This is a genomic window from Bacillus sp. 3G2, from assembly GCF_044324725.1.
Classification (GTDB): domain Bacteria; phylum Bacillota; class Bacilli; order Bacillales; family Bacillaceae_G; genus Bacillus_A; species Bacillus_A mobilis.
Genome location: NZ_CP172246.1, coordinates 1,308,488 through 1,327,600 on the forward strand (window position 1 = coordinate 1,308,488; position 19,113 = coordinate 1,327,600).

21 protein-coding genes and 1 riboswitch are annotated in these 19,113 nt (G+C 36.1%); of the genes, 14 read left to right on the plus strand and 7 right to left on the minus strand.

Translation table 11 applies throughout. From position 1 onward, the window contains the following. The first annotated feature begins 33 nt into the window (after window positions 1–33). The 9 genes from ACHZK0_RS06635 (at window position 34) to ACHZK0_RS06675 (ending at window position 8,173) form a co-directional block, all read left to right on the plus strand. Window positions 34–1,008 (plus strand): YncE family protein, encoded by a 975-nt coding sequence (locus ACHZK0_RS06635; RefSeq protein ID WP_262740981.1) that lies wholly within the window; start codon window positions 34–36, stop codon window positions 1,006–1,008. Continuing rightward, window positions 1,001–1,672 (plus strand): response regulator transcription factor, encoded by a 672-nt coding sequence (locus tag ACHZK0_RS06640; RefSeq protein WP_262740982.1) that lies wholly within the window; start codon window positions 1,001–1,003, stop codon window positions 1,670–1,672. Before ACHZK0_RS06635 ends, ACHZK0_RS06640 begins: the two co-directional genes overlap by 8 nt. A gap of 3 nt (window positions 1,673–1,675) precedes the next feature. Next, complete coding sequence (locus ACHZK0_RS06645) at window positions 1,676–3,076, plus strand: sensor histidine kinase (protein WP_270606057.1); 1,401 nt, start codon at window positions 1,676–1,678, stop codon at window positions 3,074–3,076. A gap of 210 nt (window positions 3,077–3,286) precedes the next feature. Next, entirely contained in the window at window positions 3,287–3,976 is a 690-nt protein-coding gene (locus ACHZK0_RS06650; RefSeq protein WP_254913065.1) for a FadR/GntR family transcriptional regulator, read from the plus strand. 168 nt (window positions 3,977–4,144) lie between these two features. After that, the gene (locus ACHZK0_RS06655; protein WP_061678849.1) at window positions 4,145–4,864 is read left to right on the plus strand and encodes a (Fe-S)-binding protein; all 720 of its coding nucleotides are present in this window, start codon (window positions 4,145–4,147) and stop codon (window positions 4,862–4,864) included. Between the two features lie 16 nt (window positions 4,865–4,880). Next, window positions 4,881–6,302 (plus strand): LutB/LldF family L-lactate oxidation iron-sulfur protein, encoded by a 1,422-nt coding sequence (locus ACHZK0_RS06660; protein WP_000061923.1) that lies wholly within the window; start codon window positions 4,881–4,883, stop codon window positions 6,300–6,302. Next, the gene (locus ACHZK0_RS06665) at window positions 6,302–7,012 is read left to right on the plus strand and encodes a LutC/YkgG family protein (RefSeq protein WP_262740984.1); all 711 of its coding nucleotides are present in this window, start codon (window positions 6,302–6,304) and stop codon (window positions 7,010–7,012) included. The genes ACHZK0_RS06660 and ACHZK0_RS06665 overlap by 1 nt, the downstream gene beginning before the upstream one ends. Window positions 7,013–7,124: 112 nt before the next feature. Continuing rightward, window positions 7,125–7,847, plus strand: a complete 723-nt coding sequence (locus tag ACHZK0_RS06670) for a prepilin peptidase (protein ID WP_262740985.1) — start codon at window positions 7,125–7,127, stop codon at window positions 7,845–7,847. Window positions 7,848–7,861: 14 nt separating this feature from the next. Then, the gene (locus tag ACHZK0_RS06675) at window positions 7,862–8,173 is read left to right on the plus strand and encodes a cyclic-phosphate processing receiver domain-containing protein (RefSeq protein WP_262740986.1); all 312 of its coding nucleotides are present in this window, start codon (window positions 7,862–7,864) and stop codon (window positions 8,171–8,173) included. 26 nt (window positions 8,174–8,199) lie between these two features. Here ACHZK0_RS06675 and ACHZK0_RS06680 read toward each other — a convergent pair whose 3' ends face one another. The 7 genes from ACHZK0_RS06680 to phaQ all read right to left on the minus strand — a co-directional run bounded on the left by ACHZK0_RS06680 (window position 8,200) and on the right by phaQ (window position 13,675). Next, window positions 8,200–9,051: a formate/nitrite transporter family protein gene (locus ACHZK0_RS06680; RefSeq protein WP_061678852.1), complete on the minus strand. Its 852-nt coding sequence runs from the start codon at window positions 9,049–9,051 to the stop codon at window positions 8,200–8,202. A gap of 203 nt (window positions 9,052–9,254) precedes the next feature. Next, window positions 9,255–10,049 (minus strand): TerC family protein, encoded by a 795-nt coding sequence (locus ACHZK0_RS06685; protein ID WP_262740987.1) that lies wholly within the window; start codon window positions 10,047–10,049, stop codon window positions 9,255–9,257. A 91-nt stretch (window positions 10,050–10,140) separates the two neighbouring features. Continuing rightward, window positions 10,141–10,305, minus strand: a riboswitch (yybP-ykoY riboswitch). A gap of 38 nt (window positions 10,306–10,343) precedes the next feature. Continuing rightward, window positions 10,344–11,663, minus strand: a complete 1,320-nt coding sequence (locus ACHZK0_RS06690) for a TrkH family potassium uptake protein (RefSeq protein WP_061678854.1) — start codon at window positions 11,661–11,663, stop codon at window positions 10,344–10,346. Window positions 11,664–11,777: 114 nt separating this feature from the next. After that, complete coding sequence (locus tag ACHZK0_RS06695) at window positions 11,778–11,963, minus strand: alpha/beta-type small acid-soluble spore protein (RefSeq protein WP_000241212.1); 186 nt, start codon at window positions 11,961–11,963, stop codon at window positions 11,778–11,780. A gap of 147 nt (window positions 11,964–12,110) precedes the next feature. Continuing rightward, window positions 12,111–12,554, minus strand: a complete 444-nt coding sequence (locus ACHZK0_RS06700) for a MaoC family dehydratase (protein ID WP_001067916.1) — start codon at window positions 12,552–12,554, stop codon at window positions 12,111–12,113. A gap of 101 nt (window positions 12,555–12,655) precedes the next feature. Beyond that, window positions 12,656–13,180, minus strand: coding sequence for a polyhydroxyalkanoic acid inclusion protein PhaP (phaP, locus tag ACHZK0_RS06705; RefSeq protein ID WP_061678855.1), 525 nt, complete (start codon window positions 13,178–13,180; stop codon window positions 12,656–12,658). Window positions 13,181–13,222: 42 nt separating this feature from the next. Continuing rightward, window positions 13,223–13,675, minus strand: a complete 453-nt coding sequence (gene phaQ, locus ACHZK0_RS06710) for a poly-beta-hydroxybutyrate-responsive repressor (protein ID WP_000903018.1) — start codon at window positions 13,673–13,675, stop codon at window positions 13,223–13,225. Between the two features lie 198 nt (window positions 13,676–13,873). Here phaQ and phaR point away from each other — a divergent pair, with 198 nt between their 5' ends. From phaR to ACHZK0_RS06735, 5 genes are all read left to right on the plus strand, one after another. After that, window positions 13,874–14,356, plus strand: coding sequence for a polyhydroxyalkanoic acid synthase subunit PhaR (phaR, locus tag ACHZK0_RS06715; protein WP_395761359.1), 483 nt, complete (start codon window positions 13,874–13,876; stop codon window positions 14,354–14,356). A 152-nt stretch (window positions 14,357–14,508) separates the two neighbouring features. Beyond that, window positions 14,509–15,252: an acetoacetyl-CoA reductase gene (locus ACHZK0_RS06720; RefSeq protein ID WP_000250414.1), complete on the plus strand. Its 744-nt coding sequence runs from the start codon at window positions 14,509–14,511 to the stop codon at window positions 15,250–15,252. A gap of 83 nt (window positions 15,253–15,335) precedes the next feature. Further along, window positions 15,336–16,421, plus strand: coding sequence for a class III poly(R)-hydroxyalkanoic acid synthase subunit PhaC (gene phaC / locus ACHZK0_RS06725; RefSeq protein WP_000206842.1), 1,086 nt, complete (start codon window positions 15,336–15,338; stop codon window positions 16,419–16,421). A gap of 95 nt (window positions 16,422–16,516) precedes the next feature. After that, complete coding sequence (locus ACHZK0_RS06730) at window positions 16,517–17,710, plus strand: NAD(P)/FAD-dependent oxidoreductase (protein ID WP_395761360.1); 1,194 nt, start codon at window positions 16,517–16,519, stop codon at window positions 17,708–17,710. 23 nt (window positions 17,711–17,733) lie between these two features. Next, window positions 17,734–19,083, plus strand: a complete 1,350-nt coding sequence (locus ACHZK0_RS06735) for a TrkH family potassium uptake protein (RefSeq protein ID WP_063261890.1) — start codon at window positions 17,734–17,736, stop codon at window positions 19,081–19,083. Window positions 19,084–19,113: the final 30 nt, after the last annotated feature.

The window sequence follows — 19,113 nt, forward strand, 5'->3', positions numbered from 1 at the left end:
ATAACGAAATCATCCGAAGATGGAGGGAACCTTTTGAGAAAGTATGTTTTTCTTCTCTGTTTTTTATTTCTATTAGTAGGGTGTCAAGGAAGTACATATACACCGATTGCTAAAGATAAAAGTGTTATGATAACAACGAATATAAAAGAAGGTAGTATCAGTTTTGTTGATAAACAAACTAAAAAGTTAATTACGACATGGGAACTTAATGAACCAATTGCAGGAGTTGCACTACTTCCAAACGGCGAGGATATACTTGTATATGGCAAGCAGTTAGAGTACATGTATGTATATTCACTAGCAGAGGGACGGCAAGTGGACAAGTATAAAACTGGAAAAGGCATTGTAAATGTGATTGTATCCGAAGATAAAAAGCAATTATTTGCTGCCGATCAAACTGCCCAAAAGGTAAGGTTCTTTACGATAAAAGGGAAAGAGACAGGGAGTGTATCAACAGGAAAAGGACCGATAACGATGGTAGAGTACCATAACCAGTTATCTGTATTAAACTTTTATGATACGAAGCTAACGACAATTGATACAAAGAAAAAAGAAGTGATACAATCCTTTATGATTCCCCCAGCATCAACAGGAGCGACAATTAGCCCAGATGGGAAAGAAATATGGATTGGCGGACATGGTGATGGAAATCAAGTCAATGAAAAAGTATTAGTATATTCATTGCAGAGCGGAGAAATGGTACGTTCTTTACATGCTCCGTTTATGCCTGTGAATATAACGAAGGATAATAAGTATGTATATGCATTAAGTCACGGTTCGAATACGCTTAGACAGTTTGATGTTAGCACGTATAAAGAGGTAGCTTCTGTAGAAGTAGGGTCGAACCCATTTGCATTTTTGAAGAGCGGAGCAGAAGGATACGTAGCAAGCTATGATAGTGATGAAGTGTGTGTCATGGATATGAAGAATTTGAAAATCAAACAAACAATTAAAGTCGGAAAAGGGCCGTTTCAACTCATAGAGAGGGAAGGGAAGGACAATGAGTAAATATAGGGTGCTAGTTGTAGATGATGAAAGTGATATGAGGCAGCTCGTTGGAATGTACTTAGATAATTTCGGATACGAGTGGGGAGAAGCTGAAGATGGAAAAGAGGCGCTAAAAAAATTAGAGACGGATCATTATGATTTCGTTGTATTAGATATTATGATGCCAGAGATGGATGGACTTTCAGTTTGTAAAGAAATTAGAAAAACATCAGATGTGCCAATTATATTTTTAACAGCAAAAGGTGAAGAGTGGAATAGGGTGAACGGATTACGTATGGGAGCAGATGATTATATTGTAAAGCCATTTAGTCCTGGAGAACTAATTGCTCGTATGGAAGCTGTGTTAAGACGTTATACAAAGCAAGAGCAACAAGAGGAGATTCAGTTTGGACCAATCCTTATTAATGAAAAAAGTAGGAAGATTGAGGCTGATGGTGAGCCGATTTCTCTTACTGTAAAAGAGTTTGATTTACTCTATTTTCTTTGCCAACATACAGGGCAAGTATTTAGCCGGGAACAATTGTTGGAAAAGGTATGGGGATATGATTATGCCGGAAGTACAAGAACAGTGGATACGCACGTGAAAACGATGCGTTTGAAGCTTGGAGAAAGTGGGAATTACATTCAAACTGTTTGGGGTGTAGGCTATAAATTTGAGGTGTAACGTATGTTTACGATGGTACAGAAGCTTTGGCTGACAGTAGTATGTGCAGTATTTGTAACAGTTTCCTTTCTTTATTTTGTATCTTTATATTCGTATGAAAAACTATACGTTGATAATTTAAAAGATTCATTAGTCATGGAAGGGAAGGGTCTTGCTGCGCAATATGATAAGAGTGAAGGAATAGCAACTTTTGAAGAGAAAGTAAGAGCATTTGATCAAATATCTAGTTCAGACGTTCTTTTCGTATCAAACCCACGTGATTTAAGCGCATGTTTACCTTTTGATGTGCATCATCATTCTCTTATAAGTGAAGGGGACAGGCAAACATTATTAGATGGAAAAACGGTGACAAAGATAGGGTATGAGGAACATTTTGACCGTAATATTATGGGGGTTGTCATCCCTGTTTTAGAAAATAAAAAGTTAGTTGGCATTGTATATTCTTATATTCCTTTAAAAAGTATAAAAGACTTAATATATGATATGGGCCTTATTTTAGCACCGTTAGCACTTGCTATGACTTTACTAACAATATGGATTGGGAGAAAGATTATTATCGCTATTACGAGACCGCTTTCGCAAATGGAACGAGTGGCCAATCATTTAGCTACGGGAGATTTCTCAGAACGGATTACAATTTCTTCCGAAGATGAAATTGGACGGTTAGGAAAAGCATTTAATAAAATGGCAAATTCTTTAGAGACAGAAGACGTAAAGCGTAAGGAATTTTTAGCTAACGTTTCGCATGAACTTAGAACACCACTTAGTTATATAAAAGGATATAGCGAGGCGATTTTAGATGGTGTAGCGAAGGGACCGCAGCAGGAAAAAGTAACACAGCTCATTCATAAAGAAGCGGGGCGTATGCAGCGTCTCGTTCATGATTTATTAGATTTAGCACAATTAGAAGGTGAACATTTTCCGTTAAAGAAACAACCTATCGTTTTTTCACAACTCATTGAAGATGTGTTAGACACGTATGAGATTAAGTTTATAGAAAAGAAAATTCGTATTTCAACAAATTTAAATCCAGAAATCATTGTAATGATTGATGAGGATCGTATGCAACAAGTGCTTCATAACGTGTTAGATAATGCGATACGGTATACAAATCCAAACGGGGATATTATGATAACGCTCAGGCAGATAGATGATTACTGTGAATTGAACATAAAAGATACAGGAATCGGTATTGAAACAGAGCATTTAGAAAACCTTGGCGAACGTTTTTACCGCGTTGATAAAGCGAGAAGTCGTCAACATGGTGGAACAGGTTTAGGCCTTGCTATTGTAAGACAGATTGTTCATATACATGATGGACAGTGGCGAATTGAAAGTGAAAAAGGGAATGGAACGACGGTTAGCATTAAATTAAAAATACAAGTTGAAGAAAGCATGTTCTAACGTGAAGGACATGCTTTTCTTCATGAATACATATAAATTAATATCAAATAAATATTAAAAATTTGACGATTTTATGAACAAAACATTTGTACTTCTTACCAATTCGTTCTAAAATAGTTATGATGCAAAGTTCTTATAAATCGTTTCAATTGTTGTTTGGAAGATACTGAGGTGATTTAACTGGAGTACAAATCTATTAAACCGAAAAAAATTTACGAAGAAGTATCTGAAGCTATTTTAACAATGATTAAAAATGGTACGTTAAAACCTGGTGACAAACTACTTCCTGTACATCAATTAGCTGAGCAGTTTCAAGTTGGTAGATCTGCTGTTCGTGAAGCGTTAAGTGCGCTAAGAGCAATGGGCCTAATTGAGATGAAACAAGGAGAAGGTACATATGTGAAGAATTTCGATTCTTCTTCATTAACAAAATCATTAAACAATAAATTATTAATGAAGAAAGAAGATATTTTGAACTTATTAGAAGTACGAAAGGTGCTTGAAGTGGGGGCAGTTCGAGCAGCTGCGGCAAAACGTACGGAAGATAATTTGCAAAATATGAAGCATTGGTTAGATGAAATGGCAAAGAGCATTGGAGATGAAAAGGCTGGTGAAAAAGCAGATTTTCAGTTCCATATGGGAATTGCGGAGTCTTCGCATAACAACATTTTGCTTGAACTCATGAATCACGTTTCAGAGATGATTGCTGAAACGATTGGTGAATCGAGACGCATTATTTTATATGGTGAACAAACAACATCAGAACGACTTATAGAAGAGCATCAAGTTATATATGATGCAGTGTTAAAGCAAGATGTAGAATTAGCGCAGCAAGCAATGCTAGATCATTTAACAAATGTAGAACATATTGTCACAGGTAAAAACGATATAAATTCGTAATTTAATCTTTTAAAAATCAAATTTTTTGATAAAATAGAGAGAGATTAAGTAAGCGTTTTCTTTAGAAGAGGGAGAGGATAGGCCATGGTTGAGCCTACTTCTTCTTTTCTTAGTCATCTGATGACCATATGTTTGTTAGTGGAGTTGTAAAAAGGGGGAGTAATAGTTATGAAAGTTACTTTATTTGTTACTTGTTTAGTCGATATGTTTGAAACAAACGTCGGCAAAGCAACAGTTGAAGTGTTGGAGCGTTTAGGTTGTGAAATTGAATTTCCAGAAGCACAAGTTTGTTGTGGGCAACCTGCTTATAATAGTGGCCATGTAGAAGCAGCAAAAGAAGCGATGAAACATATGATTGAAACTTTCGAAGATGCAGAATATATCGTTACACCATCTGGTTCTTGTGCGACAATGTTTCATGAGTATCCGCATGTTTTTAAAGATGATCCGAAGTGGGCTAAACGTGCACAAAAGGTTGCTGATAAAACATATGAATTGACACAATTTATTGTAGATGTTTTAAAAGTTACAGATGTTGGTGCAAGCTTACCAGGTATCGCTACTATTCATAAATCTTGTCATATGACACGCCTGCTTGGAGTAAAAGAGGCGCCAGGAATTTTATTATCAAACGTCAAAGGATTAACTGTGAGAGAACTGCCAAACGAGCAAAATTGTTGTGGGTTTGGGGGAACGTTTTCAGTGAAGATGACTCCAATTTCTGAGCAAATGGTAGATGAAAAGGTAGATAGTGCAATGGAAACAGGTGCTGATTATTTAATCGGTGCAGATTGTGGGTGTTTGTTAAACATTGGCGGACGTATTGAGCGTTTAGGAAAAGAAATAAAAGTAATGCATATTGCTGAGGTACTGAATAGTCGCTCATGAAGGGGGAACATAAGCTATGTCTATGAAAATCAGTGAGAAAAAATTTAATGATCGCGTTGGTGATGGAATTCAAGATTCGTTTATGCGCGGAGCAGTATCTTCTGCACAAACGCGCTTATATACGAATCGTTTAAAAGCAGCGGACGAATTAGGAAATTGGGAAGAGTGGCGTGAACTAGGTGAACAAATTCGCCAACATACGTTAGAAAATCTTGATTATTACTTAATGCAGTTAAGTGAAAATGTATCAAAAAGAGGCGGACATGTGTACTTTGCGAAAACGAAAGAGGAAGCAGCAAAGTATATTCAAGACGTTGCAAAAAAGAAACAAGCGAAGAAAGTTGTAAAATCAAAATCAATGGTAACTGAAGAAATTAGTATGAATCATGCCCTTGAAGAGATTGGCTGTGAAGTGTTAGAAAGTGACTTAGGAGAGTATATCTTGCAAGTAGATAACGATCCACCTTCACATATTATTGCGCCTGCACTTCATAAAAATAGAGCTCAAATTCGTGATGTATTTAAAGAAAAACTTGGCTATGAAAATTCTGATGATCCATACGAAATGACAAAGTTTGTTCGTAAACAACTTCGTGAGAAATTTATGGATGCAGAAATTGGTGTGACAGGTTGTAACTTCGCTGTTGCAAATACGGGATCTCTTTGTTTAGTAACGAACGAAGGTAATGCCGATCTTGTTATGTCGATTCCCAAAACTCAAATTGCAGTAATGGGTATGGAACGTATGGTTCCGACAATGGAAGAATTAGATGTTTTAGTTGGTTTACTATGTCGTAGTGCAGTAGGGCAAAAATTAACAAGTTATGTAACTGTAGCGGGACCAATTCAAGAAGAGGAAGTAGATGGACCTGAAGAATTCCACTTAGTTGTTGTTGATAATGGCCGATCTCAAATTCTTGGATCGGAATTCCGATCAGTATTGCAATGTATTCGTTGTGCTGCTTGTGTTAACGTATGTCCTGTATATCGTCACGTTGGTGGACATTCATATGGCTCTATATATTCAGGACCAATCGGTGCAGTATTAACTCCACTTTTAGGCGGATATGACGATTACAAAGAGCTTCCTTATGCATCTAGTTTATGCGGAGCATGTACAGAAGCTTGTCCAGTAAAAATACCATTGCATGATTTATTATTAAAACATCGTCAAGTAATTGTTGAGCAAGAAGGACGTGCTCCACTTGCAGAAAAATTAGCAATGAAAATGTTTAGTATGGGTGCTTCTTCAGCTGCTTTATATAAAATGGGATCAAAAATGGCACCAGCAGCAATGAGTCCATTTACATCTGGTAACCGTGTATCAAAAGGTGTTGGGCCACTTAAAAACTGGACAGATATTCGTGAATTCCCGGCTCCAAGTAAAGAACGATTCCGTGATTGGTATAAAGATCATAAGAAAGGCGGGGACAAATAATGACAGGATTAATTCAAAACCGTGAGTCCTTTCTAGATAATATTGCAAAAGAACTTGGACGTGAGAGGAAAACGGAAGGCGTAAAGCGTCCAGCGTGGAAAAGTAATGTGAATGTAGAAACGCTAAAAGATTATTCACAAGAAGAATTGTTAGAAGTATTTAAAAATCAATGTACAAACATTCATACAACTGTAGTGGAAACGACAAACGACCGTTTACGTGAAGATATTCAAAAAGTAATCGTGGAAAACGGCGGGGGACCTATTATGTTATCGGCAGATGAACGTTTTGATTCTTATGGATTGACTTCGTTATTTAAAGAAGAGCTTCCAAAGCAAAATGTTGAAGTGAATGTATGGGATCCTGAGAAAAAAGAAGAGAATATGCGTATCGCAGAAAGAGCGAATATTGGAATCGCATTTAGTGATTATACTTTAGCTGAATCTGGTACGATTGTTGTACAAAGTCATAAAGGTCAAGGGCGTTCTTTACACTTTTTACCGACTGTATACTTTGCTATTATTCCACGTGAAACACTTGTACCTCGTATTACACAAGCAGTTCAGGATATGAACACACGTGTAGAAAGTGGCGAGACAGTGGCATCTTGTATTAACTTTATTACAGGGCCTAGTAACTCGGCAGATATTGAAATGAATCTTGTTGTCGGCGTACATGGACCATTAAAAGCAGTATATTTCATCGTATAAAAGAGGGGAAAGCAGGCCAGAAAATGGCCTGCTTTTTTAATAGAATAGAGATAATATGAAGTAGAAGTTCTCTCCTTTTTTTGCTATGTTCTTCTGGAAAGGAGAGGAAGGGATGTTCACTTATTTATATGCATTGTTAGCGGGGATGGTGTTTGGTTCTTTTTTTATGGTAATTGCGATGAGAGTTCCACTAGGTGAGTCTATCATTACCCCGCGTTCACATTGTCATTATTGTAAGTATGTGCTAAAGCCAAAAGAATTGATCCCAATCATTTCATTTTGTATACAGAGGGGATGTTGTACGAATTGTAAGAGGACGATTTCAATTTTGTACGTAGTATTTGAACTTGTAACCGGAATGATATTTCTACTTACTGTATATATGATTGGGGTGGAACGAGAGCTTATCATCATTTTATCGCTATTTTCATTACTTCTTATTATTTCAGTTACAGATTACATATATATGTTAATCCCGAATCGTATTTTAGCTTGGTTTGCCTGTTTACTCATTTTAGAATGTATTTTTGTACCGTTAGTCACTTGGACAGATAGTATAGTTGGTAGTGGTGTTATATTCATTTTGTTATATTGCATGCAAAAGATATATCCAGAAGGGCTGGGTGGAGGGGATATAAAATTACTTTCGCTACTTGGATTTATAGTGGGACTGAAAGGGATTTTTATGATTTTATTTTTAGCATCTTGCTTTAGTCTTTGTTTCTTTGGAGCTGCTATAGTATTAAAACGTATGAAAATGAGGAGCCAAATTCCGTTTGGTCCTTTTATTAGCCTTGGGGCAATATGTTACATGCTGGTCGCATATGCAAAATAGAGAGGGGATAGAATGTGAATGTATATATGGATGATCAAAGAAGTTGTCCGTACGGGTATGTACCCGCCACTACAGTAGAATGTGCTTTGCAAATGGTTCGGGATTATGAGGTAAATATTCTTTCCCTTGATTTTAACATGGGTTGGGGAGAAAAAAATGGATTAGATTTTGTAGAGGCTTTTTGTAAAGAGGGTTTATATGTAAATGAAATGCACCTTCATACGAATGATGTCATCGGTATGCACAAGATGAAACAGAGGATTAATAAGGGAAAGGAAGAAGGGGAAATTAATCCTCACTTTGTTGTTAAATATGTTGGGAGCTAAAAACTCCAAAGTAAACTTTGGAGTTTTTAATGTTTCATATGAGCTTGCAACGGAATGATTTCTTCTTGTTGAGCTGCTACTAATTCAGTTTCTTCTTGTTTCACGTCAGGTGCTTTCTTTGTTAAGTAATGGTAAACCATACCGACAAATACAGACCCGCCAATAATGTTACCGATTGTAACTGGAATTAAGTTATGAATAGCACCTGCAAAAGAAATTGTCTCCGGATGCGGTGAAACTAAAGATAAAGCAAACAGTGATAAATTTGCAATGCTATGCTCGTAACCAGATAAGAAGAATGTGAAAACGAGTAGCATCATCATCATAATTTTTGCTGTATCACCTTTCACTTGAGAAGGTAAGAAACACGCAAGACATACAAGCCAGTTACATAAAATTGCTTTAAAGAATAATTGCATTGTAGGTGTATTCATTTTTCCTTCTACTACTTTATTCATGAAATGACCGTGATCAATTGCTTCGAAAATTCCAGTTGCATAAAATAGTAAGGCAAAGAATAATGCTCCAGCTAAATTCCCTGCATAACAAGCGACCCAGTTACGAAGTGTATCAGAAATCGTTGTTTCTTTTCTTAAAGTTGCTACAGTGAAGTACATTGTGTTTCCAGTAAACAATTCAGCGCCGCCATATATAATAAGTACGAGGGCAATTCCGAAAAACATAGAAGCAGCTAAATAAGTAGCTGGTGAATCTGCAATGTGAAAGAAATTACCTAATTTAAAACATAGTACAATAATAAAACCGATATAAATACCCGCAAGTGCGGCACGAATGAAATATTGCATCGGGTTTGTATCTAGCATTTGTTTTTTGCTCTTAGCCAGTTTGACAACATAATCTAATCCTTGTTCTAGCATGAGTAATACGCTCCTTTAATACATCATCTATAAATACTCCTTATATGAATAAAGTACATGGATTCGGTCGTAGTTTCAATAAGTTTGTGCAATATTTCACAAAAAGGACATACATACATTAAGAAAACGTTTACAAAAGATAGTATAATAGAAATTTTTCTGGACACTGAGAAGGAGGAATGAAAAAAGAAAAAGCGCTGTAATTACAGCGCTTTTTCGTCTAAATTCTTTTCTACTTTTACTTCTACTTCTTTCGAGAAGAACCAACCACAAACTGCGATTCCAACTAATACAATCCAGAATGTAAGCTTCCATAGCGTAGATTCTGGGAATGAATGCGGAATTACATTTAATGCAGGGTGTGCTAATGTATAGACTGCTAGTTTCACACCAACCCAACCTACAATCAAGAATGCAGCAGTTTCAAGTCCTGGCTTACGTTTTAAGATTTGTACGAAAGCAGTTGCTGCAAATCGCATAATGATTAATCCGATAAGTCCACCTACAAAGATAACAACGAATTGCCCAGTATCAAGACTACCAATTGTACCTAATCCTGTTTTCGGTAAAGTCATTGCTAATGCAACAGCAGCTAAAATTGAATCAACTGCGAAGGCGATATCAGCAACCTCAACTTTAAATACAGTCCACCAAAAGTTCTCTTGTTTTTTCTTTGCTTCTTTTTCTTCTGATTCTTCATCCGTATTCTTTTTAACATACGTTTTAAATAAGTGATTACCAGCGATAAACATAAGGTAAATAGCACCGATTGCTTGCACTTGCCATACGTCGACTAGGAACGAAATCATAAATAATGATCCGAAACGGAAAACAAATGCCCCCGCTAATCCGTAAAATAGTGCTTTCTTTCGTTTTTCTTCTGGTAAATGTTTTACCATAATTGCAAGAACAAGAGCGTTATCAGCTGCTAAAATTCCCTCTAGTGCAATTAGGATGAGTAATACCCAACCATACTCCAATAATAATGATACATCCATGTACATTCTCCTCTCATTTCAATAAGTACTAAATAAGTGAAGAATTTCCCCACTATTTAGTTTCCCCATACTCCTGCCTATTAATTTTGGAAGAATTTGGTAATGAATACAAAAAAGACCTCTGCCGTTAATAGGCAAAGGTCTTGCTAGACATATGTAATGAAAATGCCAACAAAGCCGGAAGAACTAAGTTCTACGTAATGACGACTTTGTTTCCAAGAAATATTCTTGGACGCTACTCCCCTTTGGAGATATGCTATTGTACTCTCATTATATGGATAATTTATACGGTTGTCAACCTGTTAAAATATCTTCATTCGGATATTTTATTTTTCGGTTCTTTTTACGTGCAAAAGAAAAAGCCAATGTTAAAGGTCCCATTTTCCCGAAAAACATCATAAAGATGATAATAGCTTTTCCGATCATAGTTAAGTGTGGTGTGAAATTCATACTAAGACCGACAGTCCCAAATGCCGAAAATACTTCGAAAGCACTCATCAATAGAGGAACTCGCTCAGTAATACTTAAAATTAAAATAGCAAAAAAGATAAATGAAATGGAAATAATAGTGATGGTCAATGATTTGACAATGAGAGTATCTTTAATAGATTTTTTAAACACTACAATATCATCTTGTTCTTGTAAAAATTTAAATACCCCAAAAAACATGATTAAAAAGGTTGTTAACTTAATTCCACCACCGGTTGAAGCACTACCAGCGCCAATAAACATAAGGAGCATCATTAATAGTAGGGAAGGCTTTGATAATGCAGAAATATCAACTGTATTAAACCCGGCAGTACGCGTTGAAACCGCCTGGAAATAAGCGGCCATTCCTTCTTCAAAGGGGGTAAATCCTCTCATAGAAAGAGAATTGTGGAACTCGAATATGAAAATAAAAATAGTCGCAATAATATTGACGATTAGAGTAGAAGAGAGCATAAGTTTTGAGTGTAATGTAAGGTTTTTAAAATTTTTCTTTCTTTTTATATCTATAATTACTGTAAAACCAATCCCTCCTAAAATAATAAGGGAAGAAATAACGAGATTGACAAGAATGCTATGAGAATGGGACATTAAATTATCGCTCCACACAGAAAAACCAGCATTGTTAAAAGCAGAGATTGAATGAAAAAAGCTATAATAGATCCCTTTAGCAATACCGTATTTTGGTACCCATTCAAAAGAAAGAATCAAAGTAGCGATACATTCGACTGTAAAAGAGAATAAAAATAATGCTTTGGCAAGACGAATGACACCACCAATGTTCGTTTGATTTAACGCTTGTTGCAGTAAAATTCGGTTTTGAAGACCAATTTTTCTGCCGAGCATAATCGCAATTAAAACGGCAAAGCTCATAATGCCAAGCCCGCCCACTTGTATAAGCGTTAAAATGACACATTGGCCAAATAAGGTAAATACTTTCCCCGTATCCACAACACCAAGCCCTGTAACCGTACAAGCAGAAACGGTTGTAAATAAAGCATCGAGCCATGAAATAGATGTTGTTGTAGCAATTGGTAGCTTTAATAAGCATGTACCGATAATGGATAACATAATAAAAGATAAAGTAAGAACACGGGGAGGACTCATGCGAATGTTAATCCGTTTCATGTCACGTATCGTTCCTTTCAGTTTGCTCTTACTAGTATGTGAAAAAACACAATTATGTATGTTAAAAATAGAAAGAGGCAGAGAATATCTGCCTCTAAGCCATATGTTATAGTATTATCCACGTAATTGTTGTTGAGCTAAAGCAACCAGTCGTTTCGTTACTTCACCGCCAACTGAACCGTTAGAACGAGATGCTGTATTAGAACCTAAGCTAACACCGAATTCTTGTGCAATTTCATATTTAAATTGTTCAAGCGCTTGTTCTGCACCTGGAACTAGTAATTTGTTTGTTTTTACCATGTTGATACACATCCTTATGAGTAGTCCAGTTCAGCTAAGTACTTATCTGAACTGGTAACGTTATTTTATGTGGAAACGAAGTACTCATACGCGGAAGTAATCGGTGTGATTAGAAGTTATTGGATAGAAAAAAGAGTAGCAAATTTGCTACTCTTTTTTCAGTATTGTCGCTGTACCTTCCACGACAATATCATCTGATTGATTATATATGTTTGTTTGCAACGTAATGATTTTTTTATCGTCACGTTTTTTGATGACTTCTGCCACAACGCGAAGTGTATCGCCAATTTTGACAGGAGCACGGAATGAAACGTTTTGAGATAAATAAATCGTGTTTTTGCCAGGGAGTTTCGTTCCAAGAATCGTCGAAATGAAACTGGAAACGAGCATGCCATGAGCAATACGTTCTTTAAACATTGTCGTTTTTGCAAAAGAATCTAAAATATGAATAGGATTCACATCTCCAGTTAATTTTGCAAAATTGATAACGTCCTCATCCGTAATCGTTTTTGTAAGGGATGCTTGATCACCGACTTGAATCTCATCATAACGAAGCTCCGGAACAGTTTGTGCTTCTTGAAATGGATTCATTTGGGCCTCCTTCTTTTCCATATCGAAAAATGCCAGCCATCTTGATGTAGTAGGAGGAAGAAAGAGTTTTGTTTGTGCTGCAGTTAGCTCCCACATTTTTCTTACTTGATGGAAGTAAATAAATTTTTTGAGTTTTCCTCGAACTGCTTTGCGAGTTCTAGTTGTTTGGACTTGAACTCTCCCAAAAAAACTTCTAACTGTTTTTGAACCTCTTCACGTTGTACTTGTTGTTGTTCAATAAATTGTTTTGTTGTTTCTTCAAATTGACCGCTAGTTTGAGTAATAATAGACAACGATGTTTTCGTAGGAGAAACAGTAAGTTGGTGCATTTGAGTAGAAAGTTCATTCCATTTCCCTTGCCACTCGTTAATTTGATCATTTAAGGAGTTTCCAGTTAATTGCTTCACGTAATCTGTATATTGGTTATTGAACTGAGCAGTGAATTGTTGTAGTTCTTTTTCTAGTTCATCTACTCCTGATGTTAATTTATGCAAAGCGTCTTGTTGTTGTTTTAAAGTTTCTAAAGTAAGTTGCTCTAATTGTTTCCCAGCTGAAGAGAAGAGGGAAAGAGATTGAGACCAGTTTTTCCAAAATGCATCGACTAATTCGTATGGCTTAGTTTCCATTGTTTGACCTCCAAATGTTTTTTTGCATATTGTGAACGCAGATTACTCTGCTGTACCACCAGGTGAAGATGAAGAATCCTTTTCATCCTTTTCTGGAGAAGTAGAAAATGGAAAGAATGCATTGGTGTATAACGTAAAAAACGTCCGCAACATATTTTGATAATGTTCAAAAGAAGTCGCACATGTTGTTAAATATTGCTCTCCATATTCTGTTAAAGAATAAATTCGTTTCGCTGGCCCGCCTTCGCTTGTATCCCAAGTAGAAGAAATAAGGTTTTCTTTTTCTAACTTGCGCAATGTTCTATACACATTACCTTGGTCAACAGAAGAAAAGCCGATGTCCATTAGCATTTGAATGAGTTTGTAACCATGAAGACTCCAGTCTTTTAGACAGAGAAGTAAGAAAGGAACTAAGAAGTTTTTGGGCATGGAGTTTGGTTGTTTCGCTTGGTTTTTTTCCAAACTTTCTGGGTGTTCTGGTTCATTATGTAGCATGATTGTGCATCACCTCATGAATCAGTTAGATGGAATTTTTTGCTTATAAGTGCAATTTACACCTATCTGTTTTTAATGTCAACACATTTATTGGAAAATAAAGAAAAATAAAATATAGACTTGAAGTTTTATTCAGAATATTAGAAAATAGTGAATAGGTTGAATTGTTTCAAAAACAAAAAAGGGAGTGTAGGCGAAGTGATTGATCAAAAATTCGATCCATTGCAAGCATGGAAAAATGCTTATGAACAAACCGAAACATTTTGGGGAAAAGCGCTCAATGAAACAATTAAAACAGAAGAATATTCTGCTTGGATGGGCAGCGTTCTAGACTTGAATTTGTTTTATCAAAAAGCGTTAAATGATACAACAAAAAGTTATTTAGAACAGGTGAATGTGCCTACGAAAGAGGATATTGCTAGAGTAGCTACGCTTGTTATCAACTTAGAAAATAAAGTTGATAACATTGAGGAAGTTCTAGAAGAGAAAGTGGATTCATTAGGACAAGCTCCTACATTAAAGCGTGATGTTACGAAAGTAAAACAAGATATTCGCACATTAGAAACGAAAGTTGATCAAATTCTGGAATTGCTAGAAAAGCAAAATGCAGCACTAGCGAAACTACAAGTACCTGTAAAAGAAGAAGTAAAGCCTGCGAATAAGCCAGAAAATAAAAAATGATAATAGCGTTTGTTTATAACTTGTAAAAGGGAAGGGAGAATCTCTTTTTCATGTATAAACAACGAAACATAATTAATATATGGACTCTATTCATATGAGTACCAAAATGATTCATAACAATCGTTCACAAATTCATTTAAGGGGGAAAAGAAATGGTTCAATTAAATGGAAAAGTAGCAATCGTAACAGGTGGGGCAAAAGGAATTGGAAAAGCAATTACAGTAGCATTAGCACAAGAGGGAGCAAAAGTAGTTATTAACTATAACAGCAGTAAAGAAGCAGCTGAAAACTTAGTAAATGAATTAGGAAAAGAAGGACATGACGTTTATGCAGTTCAAGCGGATGTTTCGAAAGTAGAAGATGCAAACCGACTTGTAGAAGAAACTGTGAATCATTTTGGTAAAGTTGATATCCTTGTTAATAATGCTGGTATTACAAGAGATCGTACATTCAAAAAGTTAAATCGTGAAGATTGGGAGCGCGTAATTGACGTGAACTTAAGCAGCGTATTTAATACGACAAGTGCTGTACTTCCATACATAACGGAAGCTGAAGAAGGAAGAATCATTAGTATTTCTTCTATTATTGGTCAAGCTGGTGGATTTGGACAAACAAACTACTCTGCAGCAAAAGCAGGTATGTTAGGATTTACAAAATCATTAGCGTTAGAACTTGCAAAAACAAATGTAACTGTAAACGCAATTTGCCCAGGATTTATTGATACTGAAATGGTAGCAGAAGTACCAGAAGAAGTACGTCAAAAAATCGTTGCGAAAATCCCGAAAAAACGTTTTGGTCAAGCTGATGAAATTGCAAAAGGTGTAGTATACCTATGCCGTGACGGTGCGTATATCACAGGTCAGCAATTAAACATTAACGGTGGATTATACATGTAATGAAGTAAGAAAAAAGTGCATATCCATAGCAGGAATGCACTTCTTTTTTTTAGAAAGAAATCGACCAAAAAGGAGATAGAAAAATGACTACATTCGTAACGGAATGGGAAAAGCAATTGGAGTTGTACCCAGAAGAATATCGTAAAGCATATCGCCGTGTGAAAAGAGCGAGCGAAGTTTTATTACGCGAACCAGAACCACAAGTTGGTTTAACACCAAAAGAAGTTATTTGGACGAAGAATAAAACGAAGCTGTATCGTTACATTCCAAAACAAGAAAAAACACAGCGAGTTCCAATCCTATTAATATACGCGCTTATTAATAAGCCGTATATTATGGATTTAACTCCAGGAAATAGTTTAGTGGAATATTTAGTAGATCGTGGTTTTGATGTGTATATGCTTGATTGGGGCACATTTGGTTTAGAAGATAGTCATTTGAAATTTGATGATTTCGTGTTCGACTATATTGCAAAAGCAGTGAAAAAAGTAATGCGAACTGCGAAATCGGACGAGATTTCTTTACTTGGTTATTGCATGGGTGGAACGCTAACTTCTATTTATGCAGCACTTCATCCACACATGCCAATTCGTAACTTAATCTTTATGACAAGTCCTTTTGATTTCTCTGAAACAGGATTATACGGTCCTTTATTAGATGAGAAATATTTCAATTTAGATAAAGCGGTTGATACATTCGGAAATATTCCGCCAGAAATGATTGATTTCGGAAATAAGATGTTAAAACCAATCACAAACTTTGTAGGTCCATATGTCGCTTTACTCGATCGTTCAGAAAATGAGCGCTTCGTCGAAAGCTGGAAATTAGTTCAAAAGTGGGTTGGTGACGGTATCCCATTCCCAGGTGAATCGTATAGACAATGGATTCGCGATTTTTATCAAAATAATAAATTAGTGAAAGGTGAACTCGTTATTCGCGGACAAAAGGTAGACCTTGCAAATATTAAGGCGAATGTCTTAAATATTTCTGCGAAACGTGATCATATCGCACTGCCATGCCAAGTAGAAGCGTTGCTAGATCATATTTCTAGTACAGATAAACAATATGTATGTTTACCAACGGGACATATGTCGATCGTTTACGGTGGAACAGCGGTAAAACAAACATATCCGACGGTTGGAAATTGGCTGGAGGAGCGTTCTAATTAAAAATAAAAAAATCCAACTAGCGTATGTTAGTTGGATTTTTTTATGGGAAATAACAAAACATAGAAAGGAGAAATTTATATTTTAGGAGTATAATTATGAAACTTATGACTGGTAAGTTGTTTTGGAATACAGGAGTTTCTATACCTTGTTATCCATCATTAGAAAATGATATGATATGTGATGTGCTTATAGTTGGAAGCGGAGAAGCAGGTGCTCATATAGCGTATTCGTTAGCGAAAATTGGAATGCGTGTTACGCTCATTGAAAAAAGAGCAATCGCATGTGGTAGCACAGTTGCTAATACAGGTTTACTCCAATTTCTTCATGATAAATCGTTAACCTCACTGATCCATACATTTGGTGAAAAAAAAGGGGTACGAGCATATAAGCTTTGTTACGAAGCGTTACGGACAATGGAGCAAGTTGTACCGACTCTCGATATTGATCCCCAGTTTATTCCGCGAAGTAGTTTGTATTATGCAAGTAGCAATGAGGACGTATCGTTTTTACAAGAAGAATATAATACGTTACGCCATTATGGATTCCCGGTTGAATATTTTACCGATTCACATATGATGAAGAAGTATTCATTCACAAAACAAGCAGCGTTATATACGCATGGTGATGCCGAGGTGAATCCGTATTTATTAGCGCATAGCCTTTTGCATAAAGCAAATCAAATGGGTGCTACTATACATGAGCATACAGAGGCTGTACATATAAAAAAACGCCAAAATGATTTAATTTGTTACACGAAAACAGGAAATCAAATTGTAGCAAAGAATATTATTATGGCGACAGGTTATGAAGCACTTTTCGGAAAGAAAGAAAAAAATACAACAGTGGAAACATCATATGCAGTTGTGACAAATAAGGTAGATTCATTTGAAGGCTGGCATGAACAATCATTAATTTGGGAAACAGCACGGCCTTACTTATATTTTCGAACGTATGAAAACCGTATTATTGTAGGTGGATTAGATGCAGCGATGCAAATTCAAACAATCGGTGATACGAAATTATTGCATAAGCGTGATCTCCTTATTAACATTGTAAAAGAGATGTTCCCGCAGTATAAGAATATACAGGCAGACTACTATTGGGCGGCAGCATTTGGTGGTAGTCATGATGGTCTCCCTATTTTAAAAGAAGACAAAAAGATACATAATTTGTTTTACGCATTACCGTATGGAGGTAATGGAACTGTGTATGGAATGGTATTTGCCAAATTATTTGAGCAGTTATTTACAAATAAAGAAAGTGAAGATTTTTCTTTATTTAATCGATAGAAAAAAGGTAGCGAAGTGATGGAATGAGAGATATAAAAAAGTTTTTACAAAAATTACGTCCTGTACAACTCATTGTTTTGTTTTATTTATTAGCAGTAGTTGTATCGGTGATATTGCTTAGTTTCCCGTTTGTTACGAAGGCTGGTGTGAAATGGACATTTATCGATGCCCTCTTTACATCTGTTAGTGCGGTAAGTGTTACGGGATTGTCTGTTGTTACGATTTCAGATACATTTACTACGGCAGGAATTATTATGTTAGCCCTTATTTTACAATTAGGCGGCTTAGGAATTATGGCACTTGGTACGTTCGTTTGGATTATAACAGGGAAAAAGATTGGTTTGCAGAGAAGAAGGCTCATTATGGCAGACCATAATCAAGGCAATTTATCAGGCCTTGTAGAATTGATGCGTTCTATTTTAATTGTAATTATTTCGATAGAACTTATTGGAGCAATATTATTAGGTACAAGATTCTTACTTTACTTTCCAACTTGGCAAGAAGCTTATTTTCACGGTTTCTTTGCGGCTGTTAGTGCAACTACGAACGGCGGATTTGATTTAACAGGACAATCACTAATTCCGTATAAAAAAGATTACATTGTTCAAATGATTCATATGTTGCTTATTATTTTAGGAGCAATTGGTTTCCCTGTATTAATGGAAGTGAAACAATTCCTTAGTAAAAGGAAACAGCAACTATTTCGCTTTTCATTATTTACAAAATTGACGACAACAACATTCTTTGCGCTCGTTGTCGTGGGAACAATCATGATTTTTTTACTAGAACGAAATCATTTTTTAGCAGGGAAATCATGGCATGAAACAGTTTTCTATACATTATTCCAATCTGTGACGACGCGAAGTGGTGGACTGGCTACAATGGATATACGTGAATTGTCACAACCGACGCTTTTATTTATGAGTATATTAATGTTTATAGGAGCATCTCCAAGTTCGGTTGGGGGCGGAATACGTACAACAACATTTGCTGTTAGCATATTATCGTTATACACTTTCGCAAGAGGCGGAAGAACGGTTAGAGTCTTCAAACGTCAGCTACATGAAGAGGACGTGCTGAAAGCATCTGTCGTTATGACGATGGGGATTTTATTATGTGCCACAGCGCTATTTATTTTATCCATTACGGAAAACGTACCGCTTATGAGTTTAATTGTTGAAGTGTGTTCGGCTTTCGGGACGACAGGCCTATCGACAGGTATTACGCCAGATTTAACAACGGTTGGTAAACTTGTACTCATTGTACTTATGTTTATCGGGCGTGTCGGTATTTTAACATTTATACTAGCTAGTGGTGGAAGAGAACAGCCACCTCGCTATAAATACCCGAAAGAGAGAATTATTATTGGATAATATGAAACCATTCTACCTACGTTAGGTAGA

Coding starts and splice junctions, on each gene's coding strand:
- ACHZK0_RS06640 (WP_262740982.1), top strand. CDS start 1,001: ATGAGTAAATATAGGGTGCTAGTTGTAGATGATGAAAGTGATATGAGG.
- ACHZK0_RS06645 (WP_270606057.1), top strand. CDS start 1,676: ATGTTTACGATGGTACAGAAGCTTTGGCTGACAGTAGTATGTGCAGTA.
- ACHZK0_RS06655 (WP_061678849.1), top strand. CDS start 4,145: ATGAAAGTTACTTTATTTGTTACTTGTTTAGTCGATATGTTTGAAACA.
- ACHZK0_RS06660 (WP_000061923.1), top strand. CDS start 4,881: ATGTCTATGAAAATCAGTGAGAAAAAATTTAATGATCGCGTTGGTGAT.
- ACHZK0_RS06665 (WP_262740984.1), top strand. CDS start 6,302: ATGACAGGATTAATTCAAAACCGTGAGTCCTTTCTAGATAATATTGCA.
- ACHZK0_RS06670 (WP_262740985.1), top strand. CDS start 7,125: ATGTTCACTTATTTATATGCATTGTTAGCGGGGATGGTGTTTGGTTCT.
- ACHZK0_RS06680 (WP_061678852.1), bottom strand. CDS start 9,051: ATGCTAGAACAAGGATTAGATTATGTTGTCAAACTGGCTAAGAGCAAA.
- ACHZK0_RS06685 (WP_262740987.1), bottom strand. CDS start 10,049: ATGGATGTATCATTATTATTGGAGTATGGTTGGGTATTACTCATCCTA.
- ACHZK0_RS06690 (WP_061678854.1), bottom strand. CDS start 11,663: ATGAAACGGATTAACATTCGCATGAGTCCTCCCCGTGTTCTTACTTTA.
- ACHZK0_RS06695 (WP_000241212.1), bottom strand. CDS start 11,963: ATGGTAAAAACAAACAAATTACTAGTTCCAGGTGCAGAACAAGCGCTT.
- ACHZK0_RS06700 (WP_001067916.1), bottom strand. CDS start 12,554: ATGAATCCATTTCAAGAAGCACAAACTGTTCCGGAGCTTCGTTATGAT.
- phaP (WP_061678855.1), bottom strand. CDS start 13,180: ATGGAAACTAAGCCATACGAATTAGTCGATGCATTTTGGAAAAACTGG.
- phaQ (WP_000903018.1), bottom strand. CDS start 13,675: ATGCTACATAATGAACCAGAACACCCAGAAAGTTTGGAAAAAAACCAA.
- ACHZK0_RS06720 (WP_000250414.1), top strand. CDS start 14,509: ATGGTTCAATTAAATGGAAAAGTAGCAATCGTAACAGGTGGGGCAAAA.
- phaC (WP_000206842.1), top strand. CDS start 15,336: ATGACTACATTCGTAACGGAATGGGAAAAGCAATTGGAGTTGTACCCA.
- ACHZK0_RS06730 (WP_395761360.1), top strand. CDS start 16,517: ATGAAACTTATGACTGGTAAGTTGTTTTGGAATACAGGAGTTTCTATA.
- ACHZK0_RS06735 (WP_063261890.1), top strand. CDS start 17,734: ATGAGAGATATAAAAAAGTTTTTACAAAAATTACGTCCTGTACAACTC.